Below are 18,071 nucleotides of genomic sequence, written 5' to 3' on the forward strand. Positions count from 1 at the left end.
CCCATGAGATCCCCGACTCCCCTCACCCTGGGCACCATCGCCCTGTCCTTCCACCGCGCCGCGGCGGCCGTCACCCAGCGCGTCCTGGAGGCCCACGGCCACCGGGTGCGCGTCATCGAGGCCCCGCACGAGGAACTGTTCCACCGGCAAGCGCGGGGCGAGATCGACGTGCTGGTCTGCGCCTGGCTGCCCTCCAGCCACTCCACGTACCTGTCGTCCTACCGCGACCAGGTCCGTGTCCTGGCCCCCTACTACACGCCGTACTGCCTCTGGGCCGTGCCCCCGTACGTCCCCGCGACGGTCGCCGGCGTGGCCGACCTCGCCCGGCCCGAGGTGGCCGCACGGATGACCCGGACAGTCGGCGGCATCAACGCGGGGGCGGGCATCAGCCGCTTCTCCACCGACATGATCGGCGCGTACGGGCTGGACCGGGCCGGCTACCGCTTCACCCCCGGCACCGAGGCCGGCTTCCTCACCCGCGTCGAACGCGGCATCGCCCGGCAGGAGTGGTTCGTCATCCCGCTGTGGCGCCCCCAGTACCTCAACCGCCGCCACGGACTGCGCCCCCTGGTCGAACCCAAGGGCCTGCTGGGCACCGTGGACGCGGCCCGCCCCGTCGTCCGCCTGGACGCACTCGAACGCATCCACCCCGGGGCCCTCACCCGGATGAACGCGCTGCGCCTTGGCAACGAGGGCATCGAGGAGCTCGACACTCTCATCAACGCCGACGGCCTCACCCCCCTCCAGGCCGCCGACCACTACCTCGCCACCCGCCCCGAGCCGCTGCCGTGACCGCGCGGAACCACAGCCCGCACCACCGACCCGAGGACGTTCCCATGAACCGGATCCCGAGCACGATGCCCGCCGTCGCCTACCGCAGGAGCCTGCCGATCGACCACCCCGAGAGCCTGACCGACATCGAGCTGCCCGTCCCGGCCCCCGGCCCGCGCGACCTGCTGGTCCGCATCGAGGCCGTCGCCCTCAACCCGGTGGACCACAAGATCCGCCAGAACGCCGACCCGGCCGGGGAGCCCAGGGTGCTCGGCTGGGACGCGGCCGGCACCGTCGTCGCCGTCGGCACGGAGGTGGAGCTGTTCGCGGTCGGCGACGAGGTCTACTACGCCGGAGCCCTGGACCGGCCGGGAGTCGACTCCCGCTTCCACGCGGTGGACGAGCGCCTGGCAGCCCGCAAGCCCGCGACCCTCTCCTTCACCGAGGCGGCCGCGCTGCCGCTGACCGCGCTCACCGCCTGGGAGGGCCTCTTCGAGCGGCTCGGCCTGCGCACCGGTGCGCTGGAGCGGACCGGCACCCTGCTGGTCACCGCCGCCGCGGGCGGCGTCGGCTCCATGGTCGCCCAGATGGCGCGCGCCCTGACCAGCCTGACCGTGATCGGCACCGCCTCCCGTCCGGAGTCGGCGGAGTTCGCCCGCCGGATGGGTGCCCGGCACATCGTCGACCACACCAAGCCGCTCGGCCCCCAGCTCGCCGAGGTCGCGCCGGGCGGCCTGGACTACGTCTTCAGCACCGCCCGCACCGACCGCAACCTCGAAGCCTACGCCGAGGCCCTCAACCCGTTCGGCCGGATCGTCGCCATCGACGACTTCGACTCACTGCCGATCGGCGTACTCAAGGCGAAGAGCATCTCCTTCCACTGGGAGTTCATGTTCACCCGCTCGATGTTCCGGACCACCGACCAGGCCGTGCAGCACCACATCCTCACCCAGGTCGCCCGCCTGGTGGACGCCGGCATCCTCACCACCACCGCCACCCGGGACCTCGGCCCCGTCAACGCCGCCAACCTCCGCGAAGCCCACCGCATCCAGGAGAGCGGCAGCGCCATCGGCAAGACCACCCTTACCGGCTTCTGACCCCCGACACGCACCTTTGAGCGATTGCCAGGCCGGCGGGGGCGCGGGGGCCCCGGCCGGCCCGGTGACGCGGGCACGGATCATTGCGCCGAGCTGGGACGGTGATCGAAGTCCGCCAGCAGGGATCGATCCGCGCCGGCTCCAGACGGCTCTCGTAGGCCACCGTCGCCCGGGTCGTCGCCGCCCAGTGCCATCCCGAGTAGTGCCGCCGCCCCCGGTACGAACGGAACTCGCGCACCGGCATCCCGGCCGGCACCTCGGAGATCAACAGCCGGTCGAGCGTGCTCTCCTCGAACTCCCCGTCAGCCTGCCGGTACCAGAGCCGGGCCTTCCCACCCCTCACCCCAGTCACGGGCGTTGACCCTGGACCGAGATGTCACGGTAGCCAAGATCGTTGTCCCGTCACGTTGGGATTCGTCTGTATCGGGGAGCGACGTGCCGCAGCGACCGTAGGGTCGGTGTTCATGGTGCTGCAGAAGCGTTGGACATCTCGTGTTCTTCTGGTTGATGAGCGTGACCGTCTACTGCTGTTGTGCGGGCGGGATCCGCGCAGGCCGGGTGCGCGATGGTGGTTCACGGTCGGTGGCGGCGTGGAGGAGGGCGAGGATGCGCTCGATGCCGCAATACGCGAGGTGTGGGAGGAGACGACGCTGTCGCTGCCTGTCGAGCGACTGGGTCCTGTCGTCTGGACTCGGCAAGCGATCTTCAGCGTCGACGGCCGCGGCTTCGACCAGTTCGAGGAGTACCGTCTCGCTCGCATCACTTCCGGTGAGGCGAGCCTGATCAGGATCGAGACGGAGGAGGCCCGCTACGGGCATCGTTGGTGGTCGATCGCGGAACTGGCCACCACCAGGGAGACGGTCCGCCCCAAGAAGATGGCCGCCCTCCTCACGGATGTCGTGAAAGGCGCGCTTCACCAGGCCCCGCTTGATCTGGGGCACTTCAACGAGGACACCGATCCGGAGTAGAACGCCGTCTCCGCCCTGGGCGGGCGGTTGGATGCGACGCTGGTTGCTCGCCGCTGGCAGGAACGGCGGCGAGGCCGGCGACCTGGTCGCCGGATTCCCGCGTGCTTGCCGTCAGACCAGCCGGAAGGTCACCGGGTGAGAACCCGTCAGCTGCACTGGGACAGGATCGTTGTCCGGTCGAGGTGTCACCAACGACAAGTTGATGACACCTCGACCGGAAAACTGACAGGTCCCACCGGAACCTACAGCCACCGCCCTGGCTCAGGCCGGGCGGACGGCACCCATGTACGGCATCACGCTGATCGGCAGGACCTCGACGTTCTTGCCCTTGCGCGGAGCGTGGATCATCTTGCCGTCGCCGATGTAGAGGCCCACGTGGTGGATGTCGTCGTAGAAGAAGACGAGATCACCGGGCTGGAGGTCTCCCCGGGCGATGTGCGGGCCGGACTTCCACTGGTCCTGGGAGATCCGCGGGAGCCTGACGCCGGCCGCGCGGTAGGCGGCGCCGGTGAGTCCGGAGCAGTCGAAGCTGTTCGGCCCGGTCGCGCTCCACTCGTAGGGCTTGCCGAGCTGGGCGGTGGCGAACTTGATGACGTCGGCGGCGTGGCCGCTCGCGCCGGCGCTCGCCGTAGCGGGTCCGGCGGCGGATCCGGCAGGGGCTCCGGCGGGGGTCCCCGAAGGGGCTCCCTTAGGGGTTCCCGAAGGGGTTCCGGCGGGGGCGCCGGCAGAAGGCTTCGCCGCGGCTGTTGCGGGAGCACTCGGCGCAGGGCGCTCGGTGGAGCGTGACGAGCGGTCGGCCGCGGCGGCCTGCTGGGCGGCGGCCTTGGCCTTCTCGGCGCTCTCCTGGGCGTTGATCCTGGCCCGCTCGTCCGCGCTGAGCTTGTTCAGCAGAGCCTCGGCCTGGGCGAGCTTGGCCTGGATCTGCTTCTTCTCCTCGCCCAGCGACGCGCCCGCGGCGTCGAGCTGGGCGAGCATCGCGGTGGCCTCGGCGCGGTCCTGGTCGAGCCGGCGCTGCGCGTCGCGGGCCTTCCTGAGCAGCGCGGCCTGGCTGTCGGCGACCTGGTTCTGCACGGCCGCGCGCTCGAGGTAGCCGTCCGGGTCGGAGTCGAGCATCAGCTGGACGCCCGGGTCGATGCCGTTGCTGCGGTACTGCTCGCCGGCGACCGCGCCGAGCGAGGTCCGCAGTTCGTTGAGCGCGTCCTGGCCACGGGCGATCTTGTCCTGGATGCGGTTGGCGTCGCCCTGGAGCAACTGCCGCTTCTCCTGGAAGCCGTTGTAGCGCTCGATGGCCTGCTCGGCCTCGTCGTTGAGCTTGTCCACCTGCTCCTTGACAGAGGCGAGGGTGGGCGTCGGCTCGGCGTGCGCCGCCCCGGCGGCGAGCACCACGCCACCGACCACCGCCGTGGCGACGACCGCGAGGCGGGCCCGGCTCGGGAGGCTGGGTTTGCGGTGATTTCCCATGGCGGTGGGCTCCTTCGGGGGGACGGGACGTCGAGAGCGACGGCGAGCGGGGTGAGGCCCTGCCGGGCAACGGACCGGACGGGGTGGCGCCGGGCAGAGGTGAGTGACACGGGCGGGGCGCAGCCGTGCCGACACGGCTGGTCGGCGAGCGTGTGCGGAGGTTGTCAGCCGCACCGCCTTCCCCGAGGTGGCTCGAACGGGTCGGTCCCGCCTCCACCACCGCTCCCTCTACACCCACGTGGAACGAGGGGTGGCGCCACTTCGGTTCGATCATGGCCGCCGGGCGGCCTCCGGTGCGATGCCGACGGCGGTGGGCGAGGGGGCGGACGGACGCATGCCACCGCCCGTGGCGCCCACTGCGCGCGGGCCGCGCAGAATGAGGGCGCGACCTGGGCGAATCGCGCCCCGACGCGCTCCGGGAGCCGTTCTCCACGCTCTCGTACGTACGGGAACCACTGCGCACTCTGAGGACGGATGCCCACTGCGGCTGTCGTCGTCCGTGCTCCTGGACACGGAGGCGTGCCGTGAGGCCGTGGCCTCCTTCCGCCATCCCCTCACCACCGCACCGAGGGACGGACCCGCTCCCGGTCGACCGGACCGGAACCGCCGCTCCCCCGCACCGGGCACCCGATCGTCCGGGCCGTTGAACCCCGGGGCCCGTGAACCTGGGGCCCGTGGACCTCGGGACCCGTGAGCCCGGGGCCCGCGAGCCTCCGGGCCGACGAACCTCGGGACCCGTGAGCCTCCGGGCCGGCCGGCGCCGGCATCCAGCCCTCCGCATCGACCGAAAGGGAAGACCGTGACCACTCCCGTCCCGTCCCGCATCACCCTGGCGAACGGCAGCTTCGAGCAGCCCCCCATCGGCGGCGGCAACGCGCTCCTGCCCGACGCCTCCCAGACCCAGAGCCCGAACCACGTCCCGGGCTGGCTGACCAGCGCCACCGACCACGTCATCGAGATCTGGCACGACGGCTTCAACGGCGTCCCCTCCGCCGACGGCGTCCAGTTCGCCGAACTCAACGCCAACCAGGTCTCCACCCTCTACCAGGACCTGCCCACCACCCCCGGCGCCACCCTGTACTGGCGGCTCTACCACCGCGGGCGACTCGGCCAGGACACCATGGCCCTGGACATCGGCCGGCCCGGCGCGGCCGTCCAGCAGCGCCAGTTCACCGACGGCACCACCGCCTGGGGCTTCTACACCGGCACCTACGCCGTCCCGGCCGGGCAGACCACCACCCGCTTCGCCTTCCGCTCCGTCGCCTCCGCCGGCGGCAACCAGTCGGTCGGCAACTTCCTCGACGGCATCTTCTTCGGCACCGCCCCCAGCGTCACCCTCACCAAGTACGCCGTCCCCGACGGGCCCCTCCCGGTGGGAGACGTCATCACCTACCGCGTCGTCGCCAGGAACGAGGGCGGCGGCAACGCCGAAGCCCTCGTCCTGACCGACACCGTCCCGGACGGCACCACCTACCTGCCCGGATCCCTGCGGATCGTCACCGGCCCCAACGCCGGCGCCAAGACCGACCAGGAGGGCGACGACCAGGCCCACTTCGACCCGGCGGGCAACCGGGTGGTGTTCAACCTCGGCAACGGCGCCGCCGCCGGCCGGGGCGGCAGCCTGCCCAACACCGAGACCCTGCCGAACGGCACGACCGTGGAGTACCGGGTCACCATCGACGAGGCCAGCGCCGGCGGACACGCCACCAACACCGCCACCGCCGCCTACGAGAACCGCCTCGGCCCCGCCCCCGAACCCCTCACCGCCACCTCCGACCGGACCGACACCCCGATACTCCCGGCCGCCGACCTGAGCGTGACCAAAGCCGCCGACGCCACCACCGTCACCGTCGGGCAAACCGTCACCTACCGTGTCACCGTCCGCAACGCCGGGCCCAACACGGCCACCCGGGTCACCGTCGCCGACACCCTCCCGGCCGGCCTGGCGTTCCTCTCCGCCACCCCCGGCCCCGGCACCTACGATCCCGACACCGGCCAGTGGAGCGTCGGGACCCTGGCCGTCCACGCCTCCGCCACCCTCGTCCTCCGGGCCAAGGCCATCACCACCGGCCCGGTCACCAACACCGCCACGGCGCAGGCGGCCGAGACCGACCTCCACCCCGCCGACAACACCGACTCCGTCACCGTCTGCGTCGAGGCCGCCCCCACCTGCTGCCCGCCCCCCGGCTGCTGCTGACCCTGCTGACCCCGGCCGCCACCCGGCCACGGGAAGGTGAGCGGCCGACAGCCGGCCACCGATCCCCGGTGGTCGCCGATGGCCACCGGCCCGGCGGCACGGTATCGACACCCGTGCCGCCGCGCGGCACACCCCGGCCGCCGACACGGCCCCGGTCGTGCGGGCGGTCGACCACCGTGCCCGCCCGCACGACCGGGAGCGGCTGGGCGGACCGCGCCCGCGCCCAGCACGACGAGGTACGGCTGATCCGCGCCCCCGACCCGGCCGACCTCGACCCGCGTCCGGCACCCGGCACCCCGGGGCCGATCGCACCGGGGTCCGAGCCGTTCGACCTGCCGCCGGACCGCCGCTGCCCGCAGCGCGGAGGGACCGCTGGATCTCGGGACGGGAACGGCCGGCGGTGCCGCGACATCTCCGTTGCCATGGGCGAGCGACGGGTTCATCATCAACAGATGTTCGAGCTGCTGCCCGGGAGGGGCGTCGTCCTGCCGCGCCAGGTGGGGGTCCTGAGGTTCGGCATGACCGAGCGGGCCGCCCAGTGGGCCGTCGCGAGCCTGGCCGATGTGCGGAAGTCGTGGGTCTGCCAGGCGGGCTGGGCCTTCACGGCCGTGTACGACGGTGTGGAACTACTCGTCTACGGTGACTGTGCCGACCGTGAGGGCCGCTCCGAACGGGACAGGCACGGCCTCGCCTCGGTCGTTCTCGATCGCTGCCGGTACACCCTCACCGGTCCCTCGGCCGTGCCCGTGGTTCTGGGCGGCATCGACGTCTTCGGGTATCCGGCCGCCGAGGTGCTGGACGTGCTCACGCCCGCCGACCACCCCGGGCTGGGGCTCCCCGCCGGGTCCCTGAGCACCTATCTGTCGCAGGTCTCGGTCTCCTGCCCGCCGTTCGACGCCCGAGAACGGACCGGGACGTGACGCGACCGGATCGCCAGGCCGGTGCCGCTGTCGAGCGGGCGACCCGTTGTCCCGCCGGTGACGACGTCACCCGGGTGGCCGATGACGCCGGGCGGACCCGCCCCCGGTCCCGGGGCCCCGCGGTACCCCCGGCCCCGCCGCGCGTCGGACCGGCGGCCCTCAGTCGGGGGTGTCGGGGGTGGTGCCGTGAACGAGCTCCAGGCCGAGGTGGGTCGGCTGGTGATGGACCGTCCGGCCGTTGCGGACGGTGACGACGAGACCGGCCTCGCGAAGGACGGAGGCGTGCCGTGACGCGGCGGCGGCGGACGCGCCGAGGATCGCGGCGAGCCTCCCGGTGGTGAGGGCGGGGGTGCGGACCACGGCGACCAGGGCGGCCGCCCTGGTCGGGCCCAGCAGGGACCGCAGGGCCGGGGGCGGCGTGTGGAGTACGCGGTCCCGGGTGAGCGGGGTCGCGGCCGCGGGGTAGCTGATGATCACCACTTCGGCGAGCGGGTTGAAGGTGATCCCGGTGGCGAGCGCGGAGGGCTGGAAGATCAAGGGTCGTCCTTCGAGGTCGTCCACGGAGTCGACGCGGGTGTTCAGACGCAGGTGACGGCCGTCCCAGTCGACGGACGGGTGGATCGAGCGCAGCAGGCCGTCGGGGCCGCCCAGGGCGGAGTGGGCCAGGGTCCGGGCGGACGCGGTGGCGACGAGGGAGGAGATGCGCCGGCGGTAGGGGTCGAGCGCGGTGGCCCGGAGGCCGGCGAGGATCCGGTCCAACGCGGTGGCGGCTCGCGGGTCGCCCTCGGCCAGTCCGCGGGTGAAGGGCGTCAGGACGTTGGAGCGGGCCAGGTCCCACAGGTGGGCGACGGCGGGCGGGGAAGCGGGGTCGACCGGGGTCGGTGCGGCCAGAGCGGCCTCGTCGAAGAAGGCCGGCAGGTAGAGGTCCGTGTAGAGGTCGAACAGCCGGCTGTGCCGCGGGTTCCAGGAGCGGGCGACGTCGAGGCGCCATGCCGCGAGCTGACGGCCCGGCGATCCCGTGACCAAGTGCCGTCCACTCAGAGCGAGTTCGTACCCGAAGTCGGGCGTGCCGGCGACCTGTAGGCGGTCGAGGTCGTCGGCCCTCAGCCGGATCTGTATCAACGTGGCATCCCTGGGCGCGATCCCTGGCGGTGCTGGTCGTGGATCCTTTGCATCCTGGTGCAAAAGCGTAGCCGCCGGGTGCGGTGAGCGGAATGCTGGTCGCAGGTCGACCGACCCTCCGGCTCCCCGCCACTCGTCGCGGCCGGCGCGTACCGGACCGCCGCGACAACGGGGGGTGGCGGTGCGCCGGAGCGGGCCGCGCCCCGGGAGGACCGGCCGGGCGAGCCCAGGGCGACCGCTGCCCCGAGAACTCCCGGGGCATACCCGCGAACAGAGGAGATCCCATGCTCAGGCGCATTCTCGCCACGACGGCCGCGCTCGGTGCCGCCCTGACCGGCACCGTGTTCGCGGCCCCCGCCGCCTCCGCGCAGGAGGCCGGCTACGCGTGCCGGTCCGACACCACGCCGAACCACGCGTGGGCGAACTGGGCCGGCGCCAACATCGACTCCTGCATCGCCCACCAAGCGGGGGACTTCGCCTCGATCGTCGCCGGGATCGGCATCAACAACGCCTTCCCGTCCGATCCCTGCGCACAGCTCGTCGACGTCTCGACCGGCAAGTGGCTGTACGACTACGGGTGCGTCGGCTGGGTCGCCGGCGGTTCCGGCAACCACTACTTCAACCGGGCCTCGACGGACCTCGCCAGGACCGGGCACCAGGTGGTCGTCCAGGTCGGTTTCTGGGCGGACTTCGGCTCCGGGTTGCAGTACTACATGAACGTGCAGAGCCCGCGGTTCGACTTCTAGACGATCGATGCCGAGGGCTCGGCCGGCGCACATGAGATGAGGCGAGGGAGCCCAACCCCTGCGCCAGACCATCGAGTCCGTCAACCAGACCTTCGAAGCCCCGGCTCGACCTCGAACGCCACCAGGGCAGCGGAACACCGCGGGGGCGCGAGGCTCCACACCGCCGCGCGGGCGCGAACACCCGGTCCACGAACCGCTGGTCCCCACCACGGTGAGAGCAGCGGACGAGGACGGCCGGGAGGCGGTCGGGCCGGACTCCGGACGCGGGCACCGGACAACTCTGCCCCGAAACACTGCGGTTATGCGCCCGTCATGGCCAGTACGTCCGCACCGGGCGATACTTCCCCGATCCCTGTACGGCGTGCCCGGCGGGTCGTACATTCGCTACAACAGCGGGTGATCGACGACGTAGTGGGAGTGGTTGTGGGAAACGGGAGCACCTTCGGCACCGACAGCGGTGTGGCCTTGACGATCGCGCTGTTGGAGACGCAGCTTCCCGCCGTGCGGGAGCGGCGGCGCCGGGCAGCGGAGGAACTCGCCGCCGTCACCGCGGAGCAGGACGCCATCACCAAGGCCCTTGAGGGGCTGCGACTGCTGTCCGGCACGCCCCTCAGCGACGAAGGCGAGGGCCAGGGCGAGCCGCTCGCCGTCGAGTTGGCGCCGGTCCCGACCGAGGTCGAGGCCCCGGTCGAGGCCGAGGCCGTGAAGGATGCCGCCTCGGCGCCCGAGGCGGTCGAGAAGCCGGCGGCTCCCGCACCGGACGAGCCCACCACGGCCGCGGTCACGGTCGCAGCCGTGGCCGGGACCGGCGCTGGAACCGGGAAGAGGGTGACGGCCAAGAGGGCTTCCGCGAAGAAGGCTCCTGCCAAGAAGACGGGCCCGGCGAAGAAGGCCGCGCCCGCCGCCGCGTCCACCCGGGGAGCACAGGCCTCGGCCCCCGCCGCGAAGAAGGCGGCCCCGAAGCCCGTGGCCCCGGCGGAGGCCGCTCCCAAGCCCGCGGCGAAGCGGGTGTCCCCGGCCAAGAAGTCGGCTGCGCAGCCGAGTCCCGCCGCCGGTGAGGCCCCCGCCGAGGCGCCGGCACCGCAGACGGGCCGGCGGCGGAAGGTCGCGGACGCGGAGAGCGTCCTGGAGGTGCTGGCCCAGGCAGCGGGCCCGCTGCGGGCCCGTGAGGTGACCGAACGGATCGGCCTGGACGCCCTGGCGGGGAACGTCAACGCGATCCGCACCCGGCTGGAGCGCCTCGCCAAGGACGACCGGGCGCAGCGGACCGGACGCGGTCTCTACACGGTGGCGGCGCGACCCGCAGCCGGGAACTGACCACCGGGCGGCCGGCGACGCCCGTGGGCGGTCGCCGCGGTGTCGGCCGTGCGGGGGTCCGGTCACCCGCGACTTCGAGGTGACACCCGACGGGAGGCGACGGTCCGGGCCGTCGCCTCCCGTCCTCGGTTCTCGGCCAACGGTCCACGGCCCACGGCCCACGGACCCGCGCCTGCCGGCCGGAACGGGAGCGCGCCGGTACCCGGTCAGGCGGGCCGGTGCAGGAGGTCCAGCAGGGGTGGGTCGAGCGGCCAGGGGAGGACGCCGGATGCGGCGGCCGCGGCGAGGCGCAGGGCGCCGAGCAGGGGCGGGCCGTCGGGCTCGCGGAGCCGGGCGGCGGGGAGGCCGGCGGTCAGCGCGTCCAGGGCCGCCCGGCGGAGCGGCTCCAAGCGGAAGAGGCCACCGGTCAGGGCGAGTCGGGGCGCCGTGAGACCGGCGGCGCGGGCGGCGGCCGCCGCACTGGCGGCGATCTCCTCCCCCGCCCGCCGGACGAGCGCACCGGCGACCGGGCAGCCCTCCTCGGCCGTGGCCGCCACGTCGGGGGAGAACGCGGCGAGCAGGGCGGCACGGTCCGGGTGCGGCTGGAGCGCCGCCGGGAGGCCGGTCGCCGGGCCGTAGCGGCGTTCGGCCGCCGTCAGCAGCGCGGGCGATCCGCCGGTCCGTCCGTCGTACGCGCGCAGCGCCGCCTCAAGTCCGGCCCGGCCGAGCCAGCTGCCGCTGCCGCAGTCGCCGAGCAGGTGGCCCCAGCCGTCGGCGCGCCGCCAGCCGGTCTCCGCGCGGTAGCCGATCGCGACCAGCCCGGTGCCGCCGGCCACGGTCACGCCGGCGCCCGTCCCCAGGGCGCCGACGTGCGCGGCGATCGCGTCGCCGGCGAGTACGAGGCGTTCGGTCCCGGTGGCGCGGGCCAGCGGGCCGGGCAGGCGCTCCGCGAGGTCCCGTCCCAGCAGGGCCATCCCGGTGGCACCGACGGCGACCGCGCCGATCCGGGCGCCGGACGGCACCCCGGTGCTCAGTTCGGTGAGCGCGGGAAGCAGCCGCCCGAGCAGCGCGTCCGCGTCCTGGCCGGCGGCCGAGGAGGAGACCCGGGCGGCCGCGGCCACCTCGACCGTCCGGGCCCGGGCGAGGTCGGTGGGCCACCCGCCGGGGGCGAGCGCCACCCGGATGCCGGACCCGCCGACGTCGACGCCCACCACCCAGGTGCCCTCGTCCACAGGTTCCCGCCCTCGGACGGAGTCGAGTCGCGGGGCCGGGCCGGCGCCGGGCCGCTCGCGGTCAGCCACGGTGGCGCCGGGGGGCGCGGCCACGGGTGACGGCCTGGTGGGTGCGGTCGAGGGCGTCGGCGGCCTGGGTGTCGAGGCGCTGTGCGAGGCGGACATAGAGGCAGTCCACCACGGTGAGTTGGGCGGTGCGGCTGACCGTGGCGCCGGTGCGCAGTTCGCTCTCCCGGCCGGCGAAGGTGAGGACGCGGGCGACGGCGGCGGCGAGGGGTGAGCCGGGGTCGCTGGTGAGGGCGACGGTGGTGGCGCCGCGCCGGGCGGCCTCGGTGACCGGGTCGAGGACCTCGGGGGTGCGGCCCGAGTAGGAGATGCCCAGGGCGACGTCGGCGGCCGTGAGATGGGCGGCGCCCATCAGGGCGCGGTGGACGTCGGAGTGGGCCGCGCAGACGAGGCCGAGGTGCTGGAGCTTGTACTCCAGGTCGGCGGCGACCACGGCTCCGGCGCCTGCCGCGTACACCTCGATCCGGCGGGCCGAGGCCAGCGCGTCGACCACCGTGTCCAGGGCGTCGAGGTCGAGTTGGGCGGCGGTGTCCTCGGCGGCCCGGGCGGTGAGCCGGGCCACCTTGGTGACCACGGTGCGGGTGTCGTCCCCGGCGGTGATGTCCCCGTCGGCGCCGACCCGGACGGCGAACTCAACGGCGGCCGCCACCTGGGCGGCGGCGAGCGCGAGACGCAGATCGGGGTAGCCGCGCAGGCCGATGGTGCGGCAGAACCTCGTCACCGAGGTGTCGGAAACGCCTGCCTCCGCCGCCAGTTGACTGATACTCAGGGCCGCCGCACCGGGCGGGTCGGCCAGGACGCGTTCGGCCACCGCGCGTTCCACCGGCGACAGGGAGGGCAGCCTGCCCCGCAGTCGCACCATCAGAGCCTGGGCCGACGTGCGGTCCACGACATCCCTCCCACATCCTGTTGCCCGCCGATGTTGCTCTTCCACATTCGAAGAGTCCTGTGCAAGAATCCTCGACATCCCGACGGGTGTCAACCGCGGGTGTGTCCGAAGTGTGCCACCACGACCCCGGAGAGGAGAGCGCGCCGTGTCCCGTGCCGTCGTCCTCACCACCCGGGCCCACGTGGACTTCTGCCGCGTCACCGCCACCGCCTGTCCGGCCGTCGCGCCCCTTCGCTGACACCCTGCGCCACCCGGCCCACCGCCGCCGCGCCCCACGCACCCGGCCCACCGAGGATCATCCGTGCCTGCCCCGGCCGTCCCGACCGCATCCGCGCCCACACCGCCCGCACTCACGCCGCCCACGCCGCCGCGGGAGGTGATCACCGGTCTCGCCCGCGACCTGCTCACCACCGCCCGCCGGGCCGGGCCCGGGCTCCCGACCGGCCTCTTCCTCGTCCCGGAGAAGGACGGCGCGCGCCGGGCGCGGCTGGTCGGCCAGTACGCGGCGGAGCCGGCGCTCCCGGTGGTCGACGCGCCGCCGCCGATGCCGTACCACGCGATCCCGCGCCGCCCGCCGGCCTGGGTCGCCGCGGTCGCCCGGGCGGTCCGGGCGGTCCGGGCGGAGACCGCCGGTTCGCCGGGCACGGCCGTGGTGCCGGTGGTGCGGACCACCTCGTCGCCCGTGCTCGCCCGGGGCGCCGACTGGGGTCCGCCCGTCACCACCCCCGGGTTCCGGGCCGCCCCGGGGGACGCGCTCGACGCCTCCGGGGGCCGGGGCCCCTGTCTCTTCCCCGGCGAGGGCCTGGACGGACCGAAGGCCCGCGCGCTCGCCGACGCCCTCGACTGAAGCGCGTCCCCCGCTCCCCCCTCCCCGCTCACCGTCCCCCGCTTCCCCTCGCCGCTCACGTTCCTCGACCTCGGGGCCGGGTCCGTCGCCGAACCCTGCCCCGCCCTCACCCCCGTCCCCGCACCACACCGGGAGCCCCCGTGCACCACCTGCCGCCCACCGAGGCGCGCAATCCCCGCAGCACCGGCATCGACCGGCTCGACGCGCTCGGCGTCCTGCGGCTGATCAACGCCGAGGACGCCACCGTGCCCGCCGCGGTGGCGGCCGCGCTGCCGGCGCTGTCGCACGCCGTGGACGCCGCCGTCACCGCCCTGCGGACCGGCCGCACCGTGCACTACGTCGGCGCCGGCTCCTCCGGCCGCTACGCCACCCTGGACGCGGCCGAACTGCCCCCCACCTACGGGCTGGAACCCGGCCGGATCCGGGTCCACCTGGCCGGCGGGCCGGCCGCGCTCACCCGGGCGGCGGAGGACGCCGAGGACAGCGAGGACGCCGGCCGGGCCGCGCTCGCCGAAGCGGTGGCCGGTGACGTGGTGCTCGGCCTCGCCGCCAGCGGCCGGACCCCGTACGTGGCGGGCGCGCTGAGGGCGGCCCGCGCCGCCGGTGCGCTGACCGTCCTGGTGAGCGCCGACCCCGAGGCGCCGCTGGCGGACCTCGTCGACCTGCACGTCTGCGTCGAGTCGGGCCCCGAGGTGATCACCGGCTCGACGCGGATGAAGGCCGGCACCGCGCAGAAGCTGGTGCTGCACGGCTTCTCGACGGCCGTGATGGTCCGGCTCGGCCGCACCTGGTCCAACCTCATGACGGACGTCGCGGCCGGGAACCGGAAGCTCGCCGCCCGCAAACTCACCCTGCTCGCCCAGGCCTCCGGCGCCGGCCCGGAGGCCTGCCGGTCCGCGCTGGCCGCCGCCGACGGCGAGTTGAAGGCCGCCCTCGTGGTGCTGCTCGCCGACGCCGCCCCGGCCACCGCGCGCGCCGCGCTCGCGACCGGGGGCGGCACGGTGCGGGGCGCGCTGGACGTGCTCCGGCCGGCGGCCACCCGATGTCCCGGCGACGTACCCGCCCGGGCCGCCGAACCGCTCGCCGCGACCGCTCCTCCCGTCCCGGCCGCACCGCACACGCCACCCGCCACGCCGCCGTCCCCACGGCCGTGACCACGAGCGCCCGCCCGGGGCCCACCAGCCCGCGCCACCGCACCGCCACACCGCCACAGACCGCACTGACAGAGGAGTCCCCCTCATGCACCGCCCCCGCCGCCTCGCCGTCGCACTCGCCGTCGGCGCACTGACCCTGACCGCCTGCGCCTCCACCGGGCGCACCACCGGGTCCGCCGCCGGCGCCGCACCCGCCCCGCAGGAGGCGCTGCCGACCGCCGTCCCCGCGGGCACCGAGCTCCGGATCGGCGACCAGAACGCCCAGTTGGAGACGCTGCTCAAGGCCTCCGCCCAGGACCAGGGCACCGCGTACAAGCTGGGGTACAACGCCTTCCAGGGCGGCCCCGCGATCCTGGAGGCCTTCCGCGCCGGCTCGCTCGACGTCGGCATCGTCGCGGAGACGCCCGCCATCTTCGCCCAGGCCGCCCAGCAGGACGTCAAGGTGGTCGGCGTCGCCCAGACCAGCCGCTCCGCCGTCCACCTGGTGACCTCGCCCGGCAACCCGGCGCGGACCGTCGCCGAGCTCAAGGGCAAGAAGATCGCCTACACCGAGGGCACCACCTTCCAGCCCGCCGTCCTCAACGCGCTCAAGCGCGCCGGGCTGAGGACCGCCGACGTCACCCTGGTCAACCTCCAGGTCCTGGACATCCCCGCCGCGCTGCAGAGCGGTCAGATCGACGCCGCCGCCCTCACCGAGCCGCTCGCCTCCAAGTACCTGCTGCCCAACGCCGAGAAGGGCGCGCACGAGATCACCGACGACAAGGACCTCACCAGCGGCCTGCTGCTGCTCATCACCCCCGGCAAGACCCTCCGGGACCCGGCGCGGACCGCCGCGCTGGCCGATCTGACCGCCCGCTGGGTCAAGGCGCTGGCCTGGCAGAACGCCAACGAGGCCGCGTGGGTGGAGCAGTACTACGTGAAGAAGCAGAACATCCCCGCCGCCACCGGGACGCAGATCTACCGCAACACCGGCACCGCGGTGTTTCCCTCCTACGACCAGGCCCTCGCCGACCACCAGGCCATCGCCGACCTCCTCGCGGACGCCGGGGCGCTCCCCGGGAAGCTGGACGTGTCGGGCGAGTTCGACCGCCGCTTCGAGGCCGTCCAGCGCCAGGCCCTGGCCGGCTGAGCGGCACCCGGCGCTCCCCCGAGAGGACCACCGTGACCGTCACCACCCCGCCCGCGCCCACCCGCCCGCACACCCCCGTCCCGACCGGCCCGGCCGGCCCGCCCCGGCGGGCGCGCCGACCCCGCAGGCCGGTGGGCCGGCCTCGCCGCCGGATCCCGTTCTCCCGTGCCCTCGGGCCGGTGCTGCTGCTCGTCCTCTGGTGGCTGGCCTCGGCCACCGGGCTGCTCGACCCGCAGACCCTCGCCGCGCCCGCCGACGTCGCCGCCACCTTCGGCGACCTGGTCCGGTCCGGCGAACTCCAGGAGCACCTGCTGATCTCCCTGCGGCGGGCCTCCCTCGGGCTCGGCCTCGGCGTGGCCGCCGGACTGCTGCTCGCGCTCGCCGCCGGGCTCAGCCGGATCGGCGAGGCACTGATCGACGGCACGGTGCAGCTCGTCCGCTCGCTGCCGATCCTCGCCCTGGTGCCGCTGGCCATCCTCTGGTTCGGCATCGGCGAGGAGGTGAAGGTGATCCTGGTGGCGCTCGGCACGCTCGTCCCGGTCTATCTGAACACCCATGCCGGGCTCACCGGCCTGGACCCCCGGTACGCGGAGCTGGCGCAGACCGTCGACCTGACGGCCGCCGGGTTCCTGCGACGGGTCGCCCTGCCCGGGGCCGCGCCGGGATTCTTCACCGGGCTGCGGATGTCGGTGACCATCTCCTGGCTGGTGCTGGTGGTCAGCGAACAGATCAACGCCTCCAGCGGCATCGGCTACCTGATGACACAGGCCCGCACCTTCGGCCGCACCGACGTCATCGTCGTCGGCCTGGTCGTCTACGGCCTGCTCGGCCTGCTCTCGGACACCCTGGTCCGCCTGCTCGAAAGGAGGGCGCTGGCATGGCGCCGCACCCTGGCCTGACCGCCGGTCCCGTCCCCGGTTCGGAGCGCACCGACCCGCGCGCCGGCACCGGCACCGTCGACACGACCGGGCCCGCCGTCCGGCTGCGCGGGCTCACCCGCGCGTTCAACGGCCGCACCGTCCTGGACGGTGTCGACCTCGACCTGGCGCCCGGCGAGTTCACCGCCCTGCTCGGCCACAGTGGCTCCGGGAAGTCCACCCTGCTGCGGGCCCTCGGCCGGCTGGACGGGTACGACGGCCGTACCCGCCTCGGCGCCGGCCGCGGCAACACACCCGGAGCGACCGGCGCCGGCACGGCGGACACCCCCGACCGCGTCTCGGTGGTCTTCCAGGACGCGCGGCTGCTGCCCTGGGCCCGGGTCCTGGAGAACGTGGTGCTCGGTCTCCCCGGTCCCGACGCCGAGGAGACCGGGCGGACCGTGCTCGCCGAGGTCGGCCTGACCGGCCGTGAACGGGACTGGCCGGCCGTCCTGTCCGGCGGTGAGGCGCAACGCGCGGCGCTCGCCCGGGCCCTCGTCCGGCAGCCCGAACTGCTGCTGCTGGACGAGCCGTTCGGCGCCCTCGACGCGCTCACCCGGCTGCGGATGCACGCCCTGCTGCGGCAGCTCTGCGCCCGGTACCGGCCGTGCGTGCTGCTGGTGACCCACGACATCGACGAGGCGCTGGCGCTCGCCGACCGGGTGCTGGTGCTGACCGACGGCCGAATCTCGCACGACCTGCGGACATCCCCCGCCGGCTCGGCGAACGGCTCGGCGAACGGCGTGGCGGACGGGCGGCCGAAGTCCCGTGCGGAGCTGCGCGGCGAGCTGCTGGCCGCGCTCGGTGTGGAGGAGTGAGGAGCGGGCGGGCGCTGCGCGAGGCGGTCGACTCACTGAGTGCCGTGGCCGAGAGCGCCGGCTACACCTCGGGATTCGCGTTCTCGAAGGCCTTCGAGCGGCACTTCGGCGCCCCGCCCGGGGCCTACCGGCGGGAGCGGCGGACGGTGTAGGCCGGCACCGGTAGCCGGAGGTGGCGAAACCCGCGACCCGGCGCGGCAGGACGATCGGCCTCCGGACGGCCACCCGGAACCGGACCGGACCCGCGGCCGCCCGGACGAGCCCTGCCGGTGCCCACCACCGCCCAAGCGTTCGCCCCGGCGCCGGTGGGTACCGGCGCCGGGGCGAACGCCGCACGCCGCGACTCCGACGGCACGGTGGCCGTCAGCAAGGTCCTCGCGGCTCGCGGGAGCTCCGCACGAGGGGCTCAGCCCTTCTCCTCACTCAGGAGGCGGCCGACCC

17 protein-coding genes are annotated in these 18,071 nt (G+C 74.5%); 13 read left to right on the top strand and 4 right to left on the bottom strand.

Annotated elements, in window-relative coordinates; genetic code table 11:
• Window positions 1–3 precede the first annotated feature (3 nt).
• From ACIQTO_RS35715 to ACIQTO_RS35725, 3 genes are all read left to right on the top strand, one after another.
• On the top strand, window positions 4–792 hold the full coding sequence (locus ACIQTO_RS35715) for a glycine betaine ABC transporter substrate-binding protein (RefSeq protein ID WP_402397254.1): 789 nt from the start codon (window positions 4–6) through the stop codon (window positions 790–792).
• A 44-nt stretch (window positions 793–836) separates the two neighbouring features.
• The gene (locus ACIQTO_RS35720; RefSeq protein ID WP_402397256.1) at window positions 837–1,868 is read left to right on the top strand and encodes a zinc-binding alcohol dehydrogenase family protein; all 1,032 of its coding nucleotides are present in this window, start codon (window positions 837–839) and stop codon (window positions 1,866–1,868) included.
• Between the two features lie 464 nt (window positions 1,869–2,332).
• Window positions 2,333–2,836, top strand: coding sequence for an NUDIX hydrolase (locus ACIQTO_RS35725; RefSeq protein ID WP_402397259.1), 504 nt, complete (start codon window positions 2,333–2,335; stop codon window positions 2,834–2,836).
• A gap of 261 nt (window positions 2,837–3,097) precedes the next feature.
• Here ACIQTO_RS35725 and ACIQTO_RS35730 read toward each other — a convergent pair whose 3' ends face one another.
• On the bottom strand, window positions 3,098–4,297 hold the full coding sequence (locus ACIQTO_RS35730) for an NlpC/P60 family protein (protein WP_402397262.1): 1,200 nt from the start codon (window positions 4,295–4,297) through the stop codon (window positions 3,098–3,100).
• Window positions 4,298–5,096: 799 nt separating this feature from the next.
• On the opposite strand from ACIQTO_RS35730, the gene ACIQTO_RS35735 reads away from it, so the two are divergent.
• A complete protein-coding gene (locus tag ACIQTO_RS35735) occupies window positions 5,097–6,494 on the top strand; it encodes a hypothetical protein (RefSeq protein WP_402397265.1) in 1,398 nt (465 codons plus the stop codon).
• Between the two features lie 452 nt (window positions 6,495–6,946).
• On the top strand, window positions 6,947–7,414 hold the full coding sequence (locus ACIQTO_RS35740; protein ID WP_402397268.1) for a hypothetical protein: 468 nt from the start codon (window positions 6,947–6,949) through the stop codon (window positions 7,412–7,414).
• Between the two features lie 159 nt (window positions 7,415–7,573).
• Here the strand turns inward: ACIQTO_RS35740 and ACIQTO_RS35745 are convergent, their stop codons facing one another.
• A complete protein-coding gene (locus tag ACIQTO_RS35745) occupies window positions 7,574–8,536 on the bottom strand; it encodes an ArsR family transcriptional regulator (protein ID WP_402397271.1) in 963 nt (320 codons plus the stop codon).
• Between the two features lie 284 nt (window positions 8,537–8,820).
• Between ACIQTO_RS35745 and ACIQTO_RS35750 the strand changes: the two genes are divergently transcribed.
• Window positions 8,821–9,282 carry a hypothetical protein gene (locus tag ACIQTO_RS35750; RefSeq protein ID WP_402397274.1) on the top strand — a complete coding sequence of 154 codons (462 nt, stop codon included), beginning with the start codon at window positions 8,821–8,823 and terminating at the stop codon, window positions 9,280–9,282.
• Between the two features lie 423 nt (window positions 9,283–9,705).
• Entirely contained in the window at window positions 9,706–10,599 is an 894-nt protein-coding gene (locus tag ACIQTO_RS35755; RefSeq protein WP_402397277.1) for a hypothetical protein, read from the top strand.
• Between the two features lie 206 nt (window positions 10,600–10,805).
• Here ACIQTO_RS35755 and ACIQTO_RS35760 read toward each other — a convergent pair whose 3' ends face one another.
• Window positions 10,806–11,810 carry an N-acetylglucosamine kinase gene (locus ACIQTO_RS35760; RefSeq protein ID WP_402397280.1) on the bottom strand — a complete coding sequence of 335 codons (1,005 nt, stop codon included), beginning with the start codon at window positions 11,808–11,810 and terminating at the stop codon, window positions 10,806–10,808.
• A gap of 61 nt (window positions 11,811–11,871) precedes the next feature.
• Window positions 11,872–12,765, bottom strand: coding sequence for a MurR/RpiR family transcriptional regulator (locus ACIQTO_RS35765; protein WP_402397283.1), 894 nt, complete (start codon window positions 12,763–12,765; stop codon window positions 11,872–11,874).
• A 301-nt stretch (window positions 12,766–13,066) separates the two neighbouring features.
• Between ACIQTO_RS35765 and ACIQTO_RS35770 the strand changes: the two genes are divergently transcribed.
• The 6 genes from ACIQTO_RS35770 (at window position 13,067) to ACIQTO_RS35795 (ending at window position 17,782) form a co-directional block, all read left to right on the top strand.
• Window positions 13,067–13,612: a hypothetical protein gene (locus ACIQTO_RS35770; RefSeq protein ID WP_402397285.1), complete on the top strand. Its 546-nt coding sequence runs from the start codon at window positions 13,067–13,069 to the stop codon at window positions 13,610–13,612.
• A 140-nt stretch (window positions 13,613–13,752) separates the two neighbouring features.
• On the top strand, window positions 13,753–14,766 hold the full coding sequence (locus ACIQTO_RS35775; RefSeq protein ID WP_402397288.1) for an N-acetylmuramic acid 6-phosphate etherase: 1,014 nt from the start codon (window positions 13,753–13,755) through the stop codon (window positions 14,764–14,766).
• Window positions 14,767–14,851: 85 nt separating this feature from the next.
• Window positions 14,852–15,895 carry an ABC transporter substrate-binding protein gene (locus ACIQTO_RS35780; protein WP_402397291.1) on the top strand — a complete coding sequence of 348 codons (1,044 nt, stop codon included), beginning with the start codon at window positions 14,852–14,854 and terminating at the stop codon, window positions 15,893–15,895.
• A 32-nt stretch (window positions 15,896–15,927) separates the two neighbouring features.
• On the top strand, window positions 15,928–16,794 hold the full coding sequence (locus tag ACIQTO_RS35785; protein WP_402397294.1) for an ABC transporter permease: 867 nt from the start codon (window positions 15,928–15,930) through the stop codon (window positions 16,792–16,794).
• Window positions 16,773–17,630 (top strand): ABC transporter ATP-binding protein, encoded by an 858-nt coding sequence (locus tag ACIQTO_RS35790; protein WP_402397297.1) that lies wholly within the window; start codon window positions 16,773–16,775, stop codon window positions 17,628–17,630. The genes ACIQTO_RS35785 and ACIQTO_RS35790 overlap by 22 nt, the downstream gene beginning before the upstream one ends.
• Window positions 17,627–17,782: a helix-turn-helix domain-containing protein gene (locus tag ACIQTO_RS35795; protein ID WP_402397300.1), complete on the top strand. Its 156-nt coding sequence runs from the start codon at window positions 17,627–17,629 to the stop codon at window positions 17,780–17,782. The genes ACIQTO_RS35790 and ACIQTO_RS35795 overlap by 4 nt, the downstream gene beginning before the upstream one ends.
• Window positions 17,783–18,071: the final 289 nt, after the last annotated feature.

The organism is Kitasatospora sp. NPDC091207 (genome assembly GCF_044768625.1).
Classification (GTDB): Bacteria; Actinomycetota; Actinomycetes; order Streptomycetales; family Streptomycetaceae; genus Kitasatospora.